This window comes from Pseudomonas sp. ATCC 13867, from assembly GCF_000349845.1.
Lineage (GTDB): Bacteria > Pseudomonadota > Gammaproteobacteria > Pseudomonadales > Pseudomonadaceae > Pseudomonas.
Genome location: NC_020829.1, coordinates 3,452,206 through 3,466,438 on the forward strand (window position 1 = coordinate 3,452,206; position 14,233 = coordinate 3,466,438).

Below are 14,233 nucleotides of genomic sequence, written 5' to 3' on the forward strand. Positions count from 1 at the left end.
CCCGTAGCCCCTGAACAAAAAATGATGATGAAGAAAAGGACATCCTATCCCTTGAAAACGTGGAGCCAACTTCATGTTCTGACTGATGTTTTCCACGCGATACAAAAGTGGGCATTAAGCTAACACGCTCGCACACAACTTTACACTGCTTGTAGCGACACTCCGCCCTGGTCTTTGCAACTTTTCATAGCCTATCGCGAGTTCATCCTTGGCGCGATGGCTACCTCAATATAATCAACGCCTTACAAGCGTAGCGTAGTATTCCGATAGCGCCTTGCAAGTTGTATCCACATCAGGCTTCGGCCAGCGCCACCGCCGCCTCGACATCCACGGCCACCAGTCGCGAACATCCCGGTTCGTGCATCGTCACCCCCATCAATTGATCGGCCATCTCCATCGCGATCTTGTTGTGGGTGATATAGATGAATTGCACTTTCTCCGACATTTCCTTCACCAACCGCGCATAGCGGCCGACGTTGGCATCGTCCAGCGGCGCATCGACTTCGTCGAGCATGCAGAACGGTGCCGGGTTCAGCTGGAAGATCGCGAATACCAGCGCCAGGGCGGTCAGGGCCTTCTCGCCGCCGGACAGCAGATGGATGGTGCTGTTCTTCTTGCCCGGCGGGCGCGCCATGATCGCCACTCCGGTATCGAGTAGATCCTCGCCGGTAAGTTCCAGATAAGCGTGACCGCCGCCGAAAACCTTGGGGAACAATGCCTGAAGGCCAGCATTGATCTGGTCGAAGGTTTCCTTGAAGCGGTTGCGGGTTTCCTTGTCGATCTTGCGGATCACGTTTTCCAGGGTATCCAGCGCTTCCACCAGGTCGTCGTTCTGGTCGTCCAGGTAGCGTTTACGCTCGGATTGCTGCTGGTATTCCTCGATGGCCGCCAGGTTGATCGGGCCCAGGCGCCCGATGCGCGCGGCCAGTTCTTCCAGGCGGGTTTCCCAGACCTTCTCGGCGGCATCGTGCGGCAGCGTGCCGAGCACGCCGTGCAGGTCGTAGCCGTCCTCGTGGAGCTGCTCCTGCAGCGACTTGCGCCGCACGCTCAGGGCCTGCCACTCCATGCGCTGCTGCTCCAGCTGGCCGCGCAGCAGTTGCGACTGCTGTTCGGCCTGGGTGCGGCGCTTCTCGGCATCGCGCAACTGGCGGTCGGCGTCTTCCAGGGCCAGACGCGCGTGCTTGAGTTCGTCCTCCACCGCCATGCGCCGGTCGAGCAACTCCTCCAGGCGCATGCGCAGCTCTTCCAGCGGCGCGGCACCCTCCTCCAGGTTGAGGTTGAGCTGCTCGCAGCGCTCGACCAGACGCACCGCCTGGCTGTCCAGGCGCTCCAGCGCCTGGCGGGTGGATTCGTACTGGGCGCGCAGCGAGCCGACACGCACGGCCAGTTGATGAGCATGATCCTTGTGCTGGCGGGATTCCTGGCGAATACGGTCGAGCTTCTCGCGCATGCCGTCGCGCTCGGCCAGCAGCGACTCGCGGTGCTCGGTGTCCACCGCCATCGCATCCAGTGCTTCCTGCAAACTCAGGCGCGCTTCGCCCAGCTGTTCCTGTTCGATGGCGTGCTGCTCGGCCAGTTCCGCCAGTTCTTCGTCCAGTCGTCGGCGGCGCAGGGTCAACTGCTCGACCTTGGCCTGCTGCGCGGACAGCTGCGCCTTCAGCTCGCCCTGGCGACGGCCTTCGTCCTGCAGACGACGGCGCACCTGGTCGCGACCCTCTTCGGCCTGGCGCTGCTCATCGCGCAGGCGCATCAGTTGTTCATCGATTTCGGCGAGGCGCTGCTCCAGCGTTTCGCGCTCGACATACAGACGCTCCAGCTCCTGGCCACGCGCCAGCACACCGCCATCGGCAGACTCGCCACGGCGCACGCGGAGGAAATTCCGCCCGACCCAGTAGCCTTCGCGGCTGATCAGGCTTTCGCCGTCGCCCAGCGAAGCGCGTTGCGCCAGCGCCTGGTCGAGGGTTTCCACCGGGCGCACGCGGCCCAGCCAGTAGTTCAGGTCGACAGTGGTCTCGACCTTGTCCAGCAGACTGCCGGGACGGGACGCGGCGCCGGCGGCCAGGTCGAGCAGGCGCAGCTCGCCCTTCTCCAGCGCATCGAACGGCAGCCCCTTCACATCATCCAGCAGTACGCCGTGCAGGTCGGCGCCGAGCACCGTTTCCACCGCCAGCTCCCAGCCCGGCTGCACGCGCAGCCCTTCGGCGAGGCGCGGACGCTGCTCCAACCCCTGATCGCGCAGCCATTGCGCAGTGCCGTCGCCCGGATCGAGCGCCGCCTGCTGCAAGGCTTCCAGCGAGGCGATGCGGCCATTCAGGCGCTGCAACTCGCCTTGCGCCTGGTGCTGCGCGGCGGAACTTTCCTGCAAGGACTGGCGCACACGCTCCAGGCGTTCGGCCAGTTCCTGCTCTTCAATCTGTGACTCGTCCAGCAGCAACTCGATAGCGGCGACCTGCTCGCTCAACTCGAGGATCGCGGCGTCTTCCGGGTCGGCGGCCAGTTGCACGCGCTCGTCGTTCAGGCGGCGCTGGCGTTCACCCTGGCGCTCCAGGCTCTGCTCCAGGTGCTGGATGCGCGACTGCTGCACCTCCGCCTCACGGCGCGGCTCGGCGCTCTGCTGGTTGAAGGCATCCCAGCGCTGCTGCCAGTCCTGCATGCGCAGCTCGGATTCTTCCAGGCCAACGGTGGCTTCCTCGGCGGCGGCGGCGCTGATTTCCTGCTCCGGGGCCAGACGCTCCAGTTCCTCGGACAGTGTGGCCAGCAGGGTACGGTCGTGACCAAGGTGGGATTCGGTCTCCTGGCGGGACTTCTGGGCCTCGCGCAGGTCGTCCTGCAACTGGCGCAGGCGCTGCTGGCCGTGCTGGATGCTCTGCTCTACGCGGGCGATGTCGCCGCCCACGGAATAGAAGCGACCCTGCACCTGGTTGAAGGTTTCCGACAGCTCGTGGTGGCCGTCGCGCAGGCGCTCGATGCTGGCGTCGGCGCTGCGCTGCTCGGCGACCAGCGCCTCGAAGGCCACTTCCTGGTCGCCGATCACCTTTTCCTTCTGCCCGACCTGCTCGTTCAGGTCGCGCCAGCGCAGGGCGCCGAGCTGGGCCTTGAGGGTGCGCTCCTCGGCCTTGAACTCCTGGTATTTCTCCGCCGACTGGGCTTGGCGGTGCAGGCGTTCCAGCTGACGCTCCAGTTCTTCGCGCAGGTCGGTCAGGCGCGCGAGGTTTTCCTGGGTGCGACGGATGCGGTTCTCGGTCTCGCGGCGGCGCTCCTTGTACTTGGAGATGCCGGCGGCTTCCTCGATGAAGTTGCGCAGGTCCTCCGGCTTGGCCTCGATCAGCTTGGAGATCATGCCCTGCTCGATGATCGAGTAGCTGCGCGGGCCCAGGCCGGTGCCGAGGAAGATGTCGGTGATGTCGCGGCGCCGGCATTTGGTGCCGTTGAGGAAGTAGGTGTTCTGGCCGTCGCGGGTGACGCGGCGGCGAATGGAAATCTCGGTGTAGCTGGCGTACTCGCCCAGCAGGGTCTGGTCGGAGTTGTCGAACACCAGTTCGATGGACGCCTGGGTTACCGGCTTGCGCGTGTTGGAGCCGTTGAAGATGACGTCGGTCATCGACTCGCCACGGAGGTTCTTCGCCGAACTCTCGCCCATTACCCAGCGAACGGCGTCGATGATGTTGGACTTGCCGCATCCGTTGGGGCCGACCACGGCCGCCATGTTGCTCGGGAAACTGACCGTCGTCGGATCGACGAAGGACTTGAAGCCCGCCAGCTTGATGCACTTGAGCCGCATGCGCCCCCCCCTATCTCTTATCGTTCAGCCAGCGCGGCCAGGACCAGTTGGCTGTTGCGCCGACTGTAGTCGAGCAGCACCTCGCGGATCGCCGCCTCGTCACGTCCGACCACGGCGCGGAGCAATTGCTCGAAGCTGCCGATGAACTGGCTCATTTCGCCTTTGCGGCGTTCCAGGGCCAGATGATAGGTGCGGCTGATGGCCGGCAGGAGGTTTTCCACGGTTTCCTGCAGGTAGGGGTTGGCGGCGAACGGGAAGGCGACGCGCATGATGTCGAAGCTGGATTCGACGAAGGCATTGATATCGCCGCGCTCGAGGTTGTCCAGCAGGCGCTGCTGGATGGCCAGGAAGGGTTGCAGGTCGCCCTCTTCGCGCCAGCGCCGGGCCACGCTGCTGGCGAGCATGATGTAGAGCTCGGTGACCAGCGAGTAGAGGCTTTCCACATGGCTGGCGGAGAGCTCGGACACCTGCGCCCCCCGGCGCGGCAGGATCACCACCAGATGGCGGCGCTCGAGGATCAGCAGCGCCTCGCGCACCGAGCCGCGGCTGACGTTGAGGGTCTGGGTGACCTTCTGTTCCTGGATGCGCTCGCGTTCCTTGAGTTCGCCCCGGATGATGCGTTCGGCAAGGTGGTGCGCGATCTGCTCAGCCAGGCTGTCCGGGGCCTTGAACGTCATGGTTGTCCTTAAGAATCTGGGCGCTTTTCGAGGGGGTGACGCGGGCGCGAAGTGTAACACAGGGTGTTACCGCGCCATCTCCTCTGACGGGTGGGCGACAGAACAAAGGTTGGTGCGCCCGACGGGCAGAACAGGCGCAGGATTGTCGGACAATCCTACACAAAGACATGCCGGGAGTCGCCCATGTTCGCCCTCCTTTCCCCCGCCTGGACGCTGCGCCTGAAGAAAGCCGGTTACTGGATCTGGCTGGTGCCGGTCTTCGGCATTCCCGTCAGTTATTGGTGGTCCTACGGCAGCGAGTATCCCAACGCCTGGCCCTGGCTGGTAATCACCGTGGTCTTCGGAGTGATCCCGCTGCTGGATTTCGTGGTCGGCCGCGACCCGGCCAACCCCGATGAGGCGGAGGACGTCCCGCGGCTGGAGCGCGAGGGCTACTACCGCCTGCTGAGCCTGGCCACCGTACCGCTGCTGCTGGGCATGCTGGTCTACGGCGGCTGGGTGCTGGCCACTTATGACGCGTGGAACTGGATCGGCCAACTGGGCTGGATTCTCTCCGTCGGCACGGTGATGGGGGCCATCGGCATCACCGTGTCCCATGAACTGATCCACAAGGACCCGCAACTGGAGCAGAACGCCGGTGGCCTGCTGCTGGCGGCGGTGTGCTACGCCGGCTTCAAGGTCGAGCATGTGCGCGGGCACCACGTCAACGTCTCCACACCGGAAGACGCCTCGTCGTCGCGCTACGGCCAGAGCCTCTATGCCTTCCTGCCCCACGCCTACAGGCACAACTTCCTCAACGCCTGGAGACTGGAGAGTGAGCGCTTGAAGCGCAAGGGCCTGCCGGCGCTGCACTGGCGCAACGAACTGATCTGGTGGTACGCGATCAGCGCGCTGTTCCTGGTCGGCTTCAGCGTCGCCTTCGGCTGGATCGGCGCGCTGTACTTCATCGGCCAGTCGGTGATGGCCTTCACCCTGCTGGAGATCGTCAACTACGTCGAGCACTACGGCCTGCACCGTCGTCGCCTGGAGTCCGGACGCTACGAGCGGACCACCCACGAGCACTCCTGGAACAGCAACTTCCTGCTGACCAACCTGTTCCTCTTCCACCTGCAGCGGCATTCCGACCACCACGCCAATGCCAAGCGCCGCTATCAGGTGCTGCGCCACTTCGACGAGAGTCCGCAGTTGCCCAATGGTTATGCCGGGATGATCGTCCTCGCGCTGTTCCCGCCGCTCTGGCGCGCGGTGATGGACCCGCGGGTACGCGCCTACTACGCCGGCGAGGAGTACCAGCTGAGCGCCACCCAACAAGCCTGATCCGCGCGTTCCACGCCTTGGCGGCAAGCCCTTACCCCGGCTTGCCGCCTTTTTTGCTATTGGCTTTGGCTTTTGGTAGGAGCGAGCTTGCTCGCGAAGCTCTTCTACCTGGAATCACCTCCCCCTACTCTCTCGCAAAGGCAGAGGGAGCGCATTGGCATGCCCGACCAGCACCGCGCTCGCCGGCAATTCCGGCTGTTCGCGAGCAAGCTCGCTCCTACAAAAAGCACCATTTATCGCCTGCGAAAAAATTTCTGACCATTTGGACAGAATTTTTATTGACTCAAAAGTCAGCTTTTCATAGATTCACCCTCCAGTGCCCTACCAAAAACAAGAACCAGCCTGGAGGCAAGCCTTGATCAGGTTCCTGCTCAACCGCGAGCTGCGCGTCGAAGACCGCCTCGACCCCAATCTCACCGTGCTCAACTACCTGCGCCAGACCCTGGGCAAGACCGGCACCAAGGAGGGCTGCGCCTCCGGTGACTGCGGCGCCTGCACCGTCGTGGTCGGCGAGCTGGTGGGCGAAGATGGCGCCGAGCGCATTCGCTACCGCACCCTCAACTCCTGTCTCACCTTCGTATCCTCGTTGCACGGCAAGCAGCTGATCAGCGTCGATGACTTGAAGCACCGTGGCGAACTGCACGGCGTGCAACAGGCGATGGTCGATTGCCACGGCTCGCAATGCGGCTTCTGCACCCCGGGTTTCGTCATGTCGCTGTTTGCCCTGCAGAAGAACAGCTCCGGCGAAAGCGTCGAGGAACGCAAGGCCGAAGCCCATGAAGCACTGGCCGGCAACCTCTGCCGCTGCACCGGCTACCGTCCGATCCTGGATGCCGCCGAGCAGTCCTGCTGCCAGAAGCAGCCGGACCAGTTCGACGCCGCCGAAGCCGAGACCATCGCCCAGCTGAAAGCCATCGCCCCGCGCGAAACCGCAGAGCTCAACAGCGGCGACAAGCGCTGCCTGCTGCCGCTGACCATCGCCGACCTGGCCGACATCTACACCGCCAACCCGCAGGCGCGCCTGCTGGCCGGCGGTACCGACCTGGCCCTGGAAGTCACCCAGTTCCACCGCGAACTGCCGGTGATGATCTACGTCGGCCACGTCGAGGAAATGAAGCGCGTCGAAGTCTTCGACGACCGCATCGAGATCGGCGCCGCCACCCCGCTGACCGATTGCTACGAAACCCTGGCCCGCGACTACCCGGACTTCGGCGAGCTGCTGCACCGCTTCGCCTCCCTGCAGATCCGCAACCAGGGCACCCTGGGCGGCAACATCGGCAACGCCTCGCCCATCGGCGACTCGCCGCCGCTGCTGATCGCCCTCGGCGCACGCCTGGTGCTGCGCAAGGGTTCCGAGCGCCGCGAACTGCCCATCGATGAATACTTCATCGACTACAAGGTCACCGCGCGCCAGGAAGGCGAGTTCATCGAGCAGGTGATCATCCCGCGTCCGCAGGCCAACCAGGCGTTCCGCGCCTACAAGGTTTCCAAGCGCCTGGACGACGACATCTCCGCCGTCTGCGCCGCGATCCAGATCACCGTGGCAGACGGCAGGATCACCGCCGTGCGCACTGGCTTCGGCGGCATGGCCGCCATCCCGAAACGCGCCAAGGCCTGCGAGGCCGCGCTGCTGGGCCAGACCTTCAACAGCGCCACCTTCGAACGTGCCGCGCAGGCTCTGAGCGAGGACTTCGCCCCGCTCACCGACTTCCGTGCGAGCAAGGAATACCGCCTGCTCACCGCACAGAACCTGCTGCGCAAGTGCTTCCTGGAACTGGAAGCCCCTCAGGCCGTAACCCGGGTGACCCACTATGCATAAGCCCCAGAAGAGCCAGGAAGAACTCGCCGAACTGTTCCGCGCCGACCTCACCACCGGCGTGGGCCGCAGCGTCAAGCACGAGAGCGCGCCCAAGCACGTCAGCGGCGAGGCGCAGTACATCGACGATCGCCTGGAATTCCCCAACCAGCTGCACGTCTATGCCCGCATGAGCGACCGCGCCCATGCGCGCATCACCAAGCTGGACCTGAGCCCCTGCTACCAGTTCCCCGGCGTCGCCATCGCCATCACCAAGGACGACGTGCCCGGCCAGTTGGACATCGGCCCGGTGGTCGCCGGTGACCCGCTGCTGGCGGACGGCAAGGTCGAATACGTCGGCCAGATGGTCATTGCCGTCGCCGCCGACAGCCTGGAAACCGCGCGCAAGGCGGCCATGGCCGCGATCATCGAGTACGAAGACCTGGAGCCGGTGCTCGACGTGGTCGAGGCGCTGCGCAAGAAGCACTTCGTGCTCGACAGCCACCAGCACAAGATCGGCGACTCGCAGGCCATGCTGGCCACCGCGCCGAACCGCATCCAGGGCACCTTGCACATCGGTGGCCAGGAACACTTCTACCTGGAGACGCAGATTTCCTCGGTGATGCCCACCGAAGACGGCGGCGTGATCGTCTACACCTCCACGCAGAACCCCACCGAAGTGCAGAAGCTGGTCGCCGAAGTGCTGGGCATCTCCTTCAACAAGGTGGTCATCGACATGCGCCGCATGGGTGGCGGCTTCGGCGGCAAGGAAACCCAGGCGGCCGCACCGGCGTGCCTGTGCGCGGTGATCGCGCGCCTCACCGGTCGCCCGGCGAAGATGCGCCTGCCGCGCGTCGAAGACATGCAGATGACCGGCAAGCGCCACCCCTTCTACGTCGAGTACGACGTGGGCTTCGAGGATGACGGCCTGCTGCACGGCATCAACATCGAGCTGGCCGGCAACTGCGGCTACTCGCCGGACCTCTCCGGCTCCATCGTCGACCGCGCGATGTTCCACTCCGACAACGCCTACTTCCTCGGCAACGCCACGGTGAACGGTCACCGCTGCAAGACCAACACCGCGTCGAACACCGCCTACCGCGGCTTCGGCGGCCCGCAGGGGATGGTCGCCATCGAGGAAATCATGGACGCGGTCGCCCGCCACCTCGGCAAGGACCCGCTGGAAGTGCGCAAGCGCAACTACTACGGCAAGGACGAGCGCAACGTCACCCACTACTACCAGCAGGTGGAACACAACCTGCTGCAGGAGATGACCGAGGAGCTGGAAGCCAGCGCCGAGTACGCCAAGCGCCGCGCCGAAATCCGCGAGTTCAACGCCAGCAGTCCGGTGCTGAAGAAAGGCCTGTCGCTGACCCCGGTGAAATTCGGCATCAGCTTCACCGCCACCTTCCTCAACCAGGCCGGCGCGCTGATCCACATCTACACCGACGGCAGCATCCACCTGAACCACGGCGGCACCGAGATGGGCCAGGGCCTGAACACCAAGGTCGCCCAGGTGGTGGCCGAGGTCTTCCAGGTCGATATCGACCGCGTGCAGATCACCGCGACCAACACCGACAAGGTGCCCAACACCTCGCCGACCGCCGCTTCGTCTGGCGCAGACCTGAACGGCAAGGCCGCGCAGAACGCCGCCGAGACCCTCAAGCAGCGCCTGGTGGAATTCGCCGCCAAACACTGGAAGGTGACCGAGGAAGACATCGAGTTCCGCAACAACCAGGTGCGTGTGCGCGACCTCATCCTGCCCTTCGAGGAACTGGTGCAACAGGCCTACTTCAGCCAGGTGTCGCTGTCCTCCACCGGCTTCTACCGCACGCCGAAGATCTACTACGACCGCAGCCAGGCGCGCGGCCGGCCGTTCTACTACTTCGCCTACGGCGTGTCCTGCTCGGAAGTGATAGTCGACACCCTCACCGGCGAGTACAAGATGCTGCGCAGCGACATCCTGCATGACGTCGGCGCCTCGCTGAACCCGGCCATCGACATCGGCCAGGTGGAAGGCGGCTTCGTCCAGGGCATGGGTTGGCTGACCATGGAAGAGCTGGTCTGGAACGCCAAGGGCAAGCTGATGACCAGCGGCCCGGCGAGCTACAAGATCCCGGCCATCGCCGACATGCCCATCGACCTGCGGGTGAAGCTGGTGGAGAACCGCAAGAACCCGGAGCAGACGGTGTTCCATTCCAAGGCCGTCGGCGAACCGCCGTTCATGCTGGGCATCTCGGTGTTCTGCGCGATCAAGGACGCCGTGGCCAGCCTGGCCGACTATCGCGCCCAGCCGCAGATCGACGCCCCGGCCACCCCTGAGCGCGTACTCTGGGGCGTGGAGCAGATGCGCAAGCTGAAGCTGGCCCAGGCGGAGAAGGCACCGGCTCAGGTCGAGCCGGCGTGATGTGACCATGGGGTGCCGCTGGCACGGGAAGACGTCCCCAATCCCGTCCTCCCCCGGGTCAGCGGCGCCCCATCCTTTCAAGAACCTGTAGGAGCGAGGGGGACGCCTAGTCCTTGCTCGCTCCTACGAAGAGCCCAGCCTCAGAGGTTGAAGCCATGAACTGGATCAGTGCCCTCGCCGACCTGCAACAACGCGCCGAAGCCAGCGTGCTGGTGACCATCATCGAAGAGCGCGGCTCGACCCCGCGCAATGCTGGTTCGAAGATGGTCATCAGTGCCGACAAGGCCTACGACACCATCGGCGGCGGCCACCTCGAGTTCAAGGCCATGCAAATCGCCCGCGAGATGCTCCTGGCCCGCGAGCGCGAGCCGAAGCTGGAGCGCTTCAGCCTCGGCGCCAGCCTCGGCCAGTGCTGCGGTGGCGCCACCGTGCTGCTGTTCGAGCCGATGGGCCAGCCCCAGGCGCACATCGCCGTATTCGGCGCCGGCCACGTCGGCCGCGCCCTGGTGCCGCTGCTCGCCAGCCTGCCGTGCAAGGTGCGCTGGATCGACTCGCGGGAGGCCGAGTTCCCCGACCGCATCCCCGAAGGCGTGACCCGAGTAATCAACGAGGACGTGATCGACGAGATCGACGAGATGCCCGCCGGCAGTTACTTCATCGTCATGACCCACAACCACGCGCTGGACCTGGAGCTGACCGCCAGGATCCTCGAACGCAACGACTTCGCCTACTTCGGCCTGATCGGCTCCGACACCAAGCGCGCCAAGTTCGAACACCGCCTGCGCGACCGCGGTTTCGCCGCCGACACCGTGCAACGCATGCGCTGCCCGATGGGCATCGGCGAGGTGAAGGGCAAGCTGCCGGTGGAGATCGCCGTGTCCATCGCCGGCGAGGTGATCGCCACCTACAACGCCACCTTCGGTCAGCAGACCGGCAAGGGCGAGAACACTGTGGCCAAACTGTTACCCACGAGCCGTCGCGCACGCACCGCCGAAAGCGGCGCCTGAAATTTCCGTAGCATGGGCGCATCTCTATTCCGCGCCGCCCATCCCGCCCCGGCGCCTGCGAGCGCCCCGGCCCCGAAACCCGACTGAAGAGAGATCGATGAGCACTCAAGCCAAAGCCTACCGCGCCAGCATCCTGCACAGCGTCGCCGACCCGGCCGAAGTCGGTGTGGAGAAGTCCTACCAGTACTTCGAGGACGGCATCCTGCTGGTGGAAGACGGCAAGGTCGCCCGCGTCGGCCACGCCGCCGAGCTGCTGCCGCAACTGGGCGGTGTCGACGTGCTGGAATACCGCGACGCGCTGATCACCCCCGGCTTCATCGACACCCACATCCACTACCCGCAGACCGGCATGATCGCCTCCTACGGCGAGCAGTTGCTGGACTGGCTGAACACCTACACCTTCCCCACCGAGAAGCAGTTCGCCGACCCGGCCCATGCCGCCGATGTCGCCGGCATCTTCCTCAAGGAACTGCTGCGCGCCGGCACCACCACCGCGCTGGTGTTCGGCACCGTGCACCCGCAGTCGGTGGACGCGCTGTTCGGCGCTGCGCAGAAGCTCGACCTACGCCTGATCGCCGGCAAGGTGATGATGGACCGCAACGCACCGGACTACCTGACCGACAGCGCCGAATCCAGCTACACGGACAGCAAGGCGCTGATCGAGCGCTGGCACGGCAAGGGCCGCCTGCTCTACGCGGTAACTCCGCGCTTTGCTCCCACAAGTACTCCGGAGCAACTGGACGCCGCCGGCCGCCTGCTCAAGGAACACCCCGGCGTGTACCTGCACACGCACCTGTCGGAGAACCTCAAGGAAATCGAGTGGGTCAAGGAGCTGTTCCCGGAGCGCAAGGGCTACCTGGACGTCTATGACCACCACGGCCTGCTCGGCCCGCGCTCGGTGTTCGCCCACGGCGTGCACCTGTGCGACGGCGAATGCCAGCGCCTGTCGGAAACCGGTTCGGCCGTGGCCTTCTGCCCGACCTCCAACCTGTTCCTCGGTAGCGGCCTGTTCGACCTGGCCAAGCTGGAGAAGCACAAGGTCAAGGTCGGCCTGGGCACCGACGTCGGTGCCGGCACCAGCTTCTCCCAGCTGCAGTCGTTGAACGAGGCGTACAAGGTGATGCAGTTGCAGGGCATCAAGCTCGATCCGTTCAAGTCGCTGTACCTGGCCACCCTCGGCGGCGCCCGCGCGCTGGAGCTGGAGGACAAGGTCGGCAGCTTCGCCCAGGGCAACGAGGCCGACTTCGTGGTCCTCGACTACAAGGCCACCCCGCTGCTGGACTATCGCCTGCAGCAGGCCAGGACCCTGGAGGAGAAACTCTTCGCACTGGTCATCCTCGGCGACGACCGTACCGTGAAGGAAACCTTCGCGCACGGCCGTTCCGTTCATCGCCGCGGTTGACCCTTACGGTCGCAGCGCCGGGGCCTCGCTCAGGACCAACCCGGCGCTGCGGCCGCTTTTCATTCCCCCCTCGCGCGCCTTGCACGCGACCGCTCCCACCCAACACCTGGATTTCCGGGCCGTGGCACGGTGCAGGTGTTGGTTCGCGAGCAAGCTCGCTCCTACGAAGAGCGCACCGGAGCTGACTTGTAGGAGCGAGCTTGCTCGCGAACAGCACGGCACTGGATCGCGGACGAAGTCCGCTCCTGCGAAAGCCTCTACTCCCCCCGCACCTCAACCAGCACCGGGCAAGGCGCCCGCTCGATCACCCGCTGCCCCACCGACGGGTCCAGCAGCCGCTCGATACGCCCCAGGTGCCGATGACCGATCACGATCAGGTCGCACGCCAGCCGCTCCGCCTCGCGCAGGATCGCCCGCGCCGGGTCGCCCGCCACCACGGCAGCGGAAGCGGCGCACGGCTGCAACTGCGCCACCGCGTCATCCACCAGCACCTGCGCCTCATGTTGCTCCAGCTCCGCCGGCGGGTACTCCAGCACGTCCTGGCGGGGCATGGCGAAGGCGCGGTCCACCGCGCAGACCACGTGCAGCTCCGCGCCGTTGCAACGCGCCAGCTCCCCCGCCGTGGCGATGATCCGTGGTGACTGCGCCGCGCCATCGATGGCCAGCAGAATCCGTTTGAACATGCCGCTCTCCTTCCGAAACAAGAACCCAGGGGCATTCTTCGGGCCTCACCGGGCCCCGTAAAGACACGCAAAACGTAATGGACCCTTGCAGGAAACGCACGCTTGCCAGGCAGGCCCGTCGAAATGGAACATGTCCGGACTGCCCTGCCCCTTCGGAGTCGTCATGGCCCTGCCCGATCTGAACCTGCTGGTCGCCCTTAACATCCTGCTCGAAGAAGGCAGCGTGGTTGGTGCCGCACGGCGCATGCACCTGAGCGCACCGGCGATGAGCCGCACCCTGTCGCGCATCCGTGAGGCGGTGGGCGACCCGATCATGGTCCGTGCCGGGCGCAACCTGGTGCCTACGCCACGTGCGCTGCAGCTGCGCGAGGAAGTCAGCGACCTGGTTGAACACGCCACGCGCCTGTTCAATGCCAAGGAAAACCTGCGCATGGACCAACTCGAACGCTGCTTCGTGCTGCGCTCCAACAACGTGCTGGTGGGAGGCTTCGCCGCCCGGATGCTGGCGGTGATGAAGGAGGAAGCGCCGCGCTGCAGCCTGCGCATCGCCCCGGAAGCCGACTTCGACGACGAAGCCCTGCGGCAGAACCGCATCGACCTGTACATCGGCGCCACCTCGACGCTGGAACCGGAAATCCGCACGCAGACCCTGTTCACCACCAGCTTCGTCGGCCTGGCGCGGCGCGACCATCCGATCTTCGACGACGAGATCACCGCCGAGCGCTTCGCCTCCTTCCCGCAGATCAGCGTCTCGCGGCGCGGCCGCGCCATCGGGCCGATCGACGAGGAACTGGCGAACCTCGGCCTGCACCGTGAAATTCGCCTCACCGCGCCGACCTTCCACTCCTCGATCTTCGCCCTGCTGGAGTCCGACCTGGTGCTGCCCATCGCCGAGCACTCGCTTTGGCGCCTGGATCGCCTGGGCTTCGCCCTGCGCCAGTTCGACATTCCGCTGCCGCTGAAATCCGTGGTGATCCTGCAGGCCTGGCACCCGCGCTTCGACAACGACCCGGCGCACTGCTGGCTGCGGCAGACGGTGAAACGGGTCTGCATCGAATTGCGCGAGAGCTCCGGCCTGCTGAGCTGAGCGAACAACAAGTGCATCAGACACACTGATTAGCTGCAATCATTTCAATTTCCACAGCTATCGCCCTTCCCTAGACT

The 14,233-nt window shown here is 65.2% G+C and carries 9 protein-coding genes; 6 read left to right on the forward strand and 3 right to left on the reverse strand.

Features of this window, described 5'->3' with window-relative positions:
* Nucleotides 1–292 precede the first annotated feature (292 nt).
* Both smc and H681_RS15320 read right to left on the reverse strand, forming a co-directional pair.
* Nucleotides 293–3,781, reverse strand: coding sequence for a chromosome segregation protein SMC (gene smc, locus H681_RS15315; protein ID WP_015477786.1), 3,489 nt, complete (start codon nt 3,779–3,781; stop codon nt 293–295).
* A gap of 17 nt (nt 3,782–3,798) precedes the next feature.
* A complete protein-coding gene (locus H681_RS15320; protein WP_015477787.1) occupies nt 3,799–4,458 on the reverse strand; it encodes a GntR family transcriptional regulator in 660 nt (219 codons plus the stop codon).
* Between the two features lie 183 nt (nt 4,459–4,641).
* On the opposite strand from H681_RS15320, the gene H681_RS15325 reads away from it, so the two are divergent.
* The 5 genes from H681_RS15325 to guaD all read left to right on the forward strand — a co-directional run bounded on the left by H681_RS15325 (nt 4,642) and on the right by guaD (nt 12,386).
* Nucleotides 4,642–5,775 (forward strand): alkane 1-monooxygenase, encoded by a 1,134-nt coding sequence (locus tag H681_RS15325; protein ID WP_015477788.1) that lies wholly within the window; start codon nt 4,642–4,644, stop codon nt 5,773–5,775.
* 355 nt (nt 5,776–6,130) lie between these two features.
* A complete protein-coding gene (gene xdhA / locus H681_RS15330; protein WP_015477789.1) occupies nt 6,131–7,594 on the forward strand; it encodes a xanthine dehydrogenase small subunit in 1,464 nt (487 codons plus the stop codon).
* Entirely contained in the window at nt 7,587–9,977 is a 2,391-nt protein-coding gene (gene xdhB, locus H681_RS15335) for a xanthine dehydrogenase molybdopterin binding subunit (RefSeq protein ID WP_015477790.1), read from the forward strand. The genes xdhA and xdhB overlap by 8 nt, the downstream gene beginning before the upstream one ends.
* Before the next feature lie 155 nt (nt 9,978–10,132).
* Nucleotides 10,133–10,984, forward strand: a complete 852-nt coding sequence (gene xdhC, locus H681_RS15340) for a xanthine dehydrogenase accessory protein XdhC (RefSeq protein ID WP_015477791.1) — start codon at nt 10,133–10,135, stop codon at nt 10,982–10,984.
* A gap of 97 nt (nt 10,985–11,081) precedes the next feature.
* A complete protein-coding gene (gene guaD, locus H681_RS15345) occupies nt 11,082–12,386 on the forward strand; it encodes a guanine deaminase (protein ID WP_015477792.1) in 1,305 nt (434 codons plus the stop codon).
* A gap of 257 nt (nt 12,387–12,643) precedes the next feature.
* Here guaD and H681_RS15350 read toward each other — a convergent pair whose 3' ends face one another.
* Nucleotides 12,644–13,069, reverse strand: coding sequence for a universal stress protein (locus tag H681_RS15350; protein ID WP_015477793.1), 426 nt, complete (start codon nt 13,067–13,069; stop codon nt 12,644–12,646).
* A gap of 163 nt (nt 13,070–13,232) precedes the next feature.
* Between H681_RS15350 and H681_RS15355 the strand changes: the two genes are divergently transcribed.
* Entirely contained in the window at nt 13,233–14,156 is a 924-nt protein-coding gene (locus tag H681_RS15355) for a LysR family transcriptional regulator (RefSeq protein ID WP_015477794.1), read from the forward strand.
* The last annotated feature ends 77 nt before the right edge of the window (nt 14,157–14,233 follow it).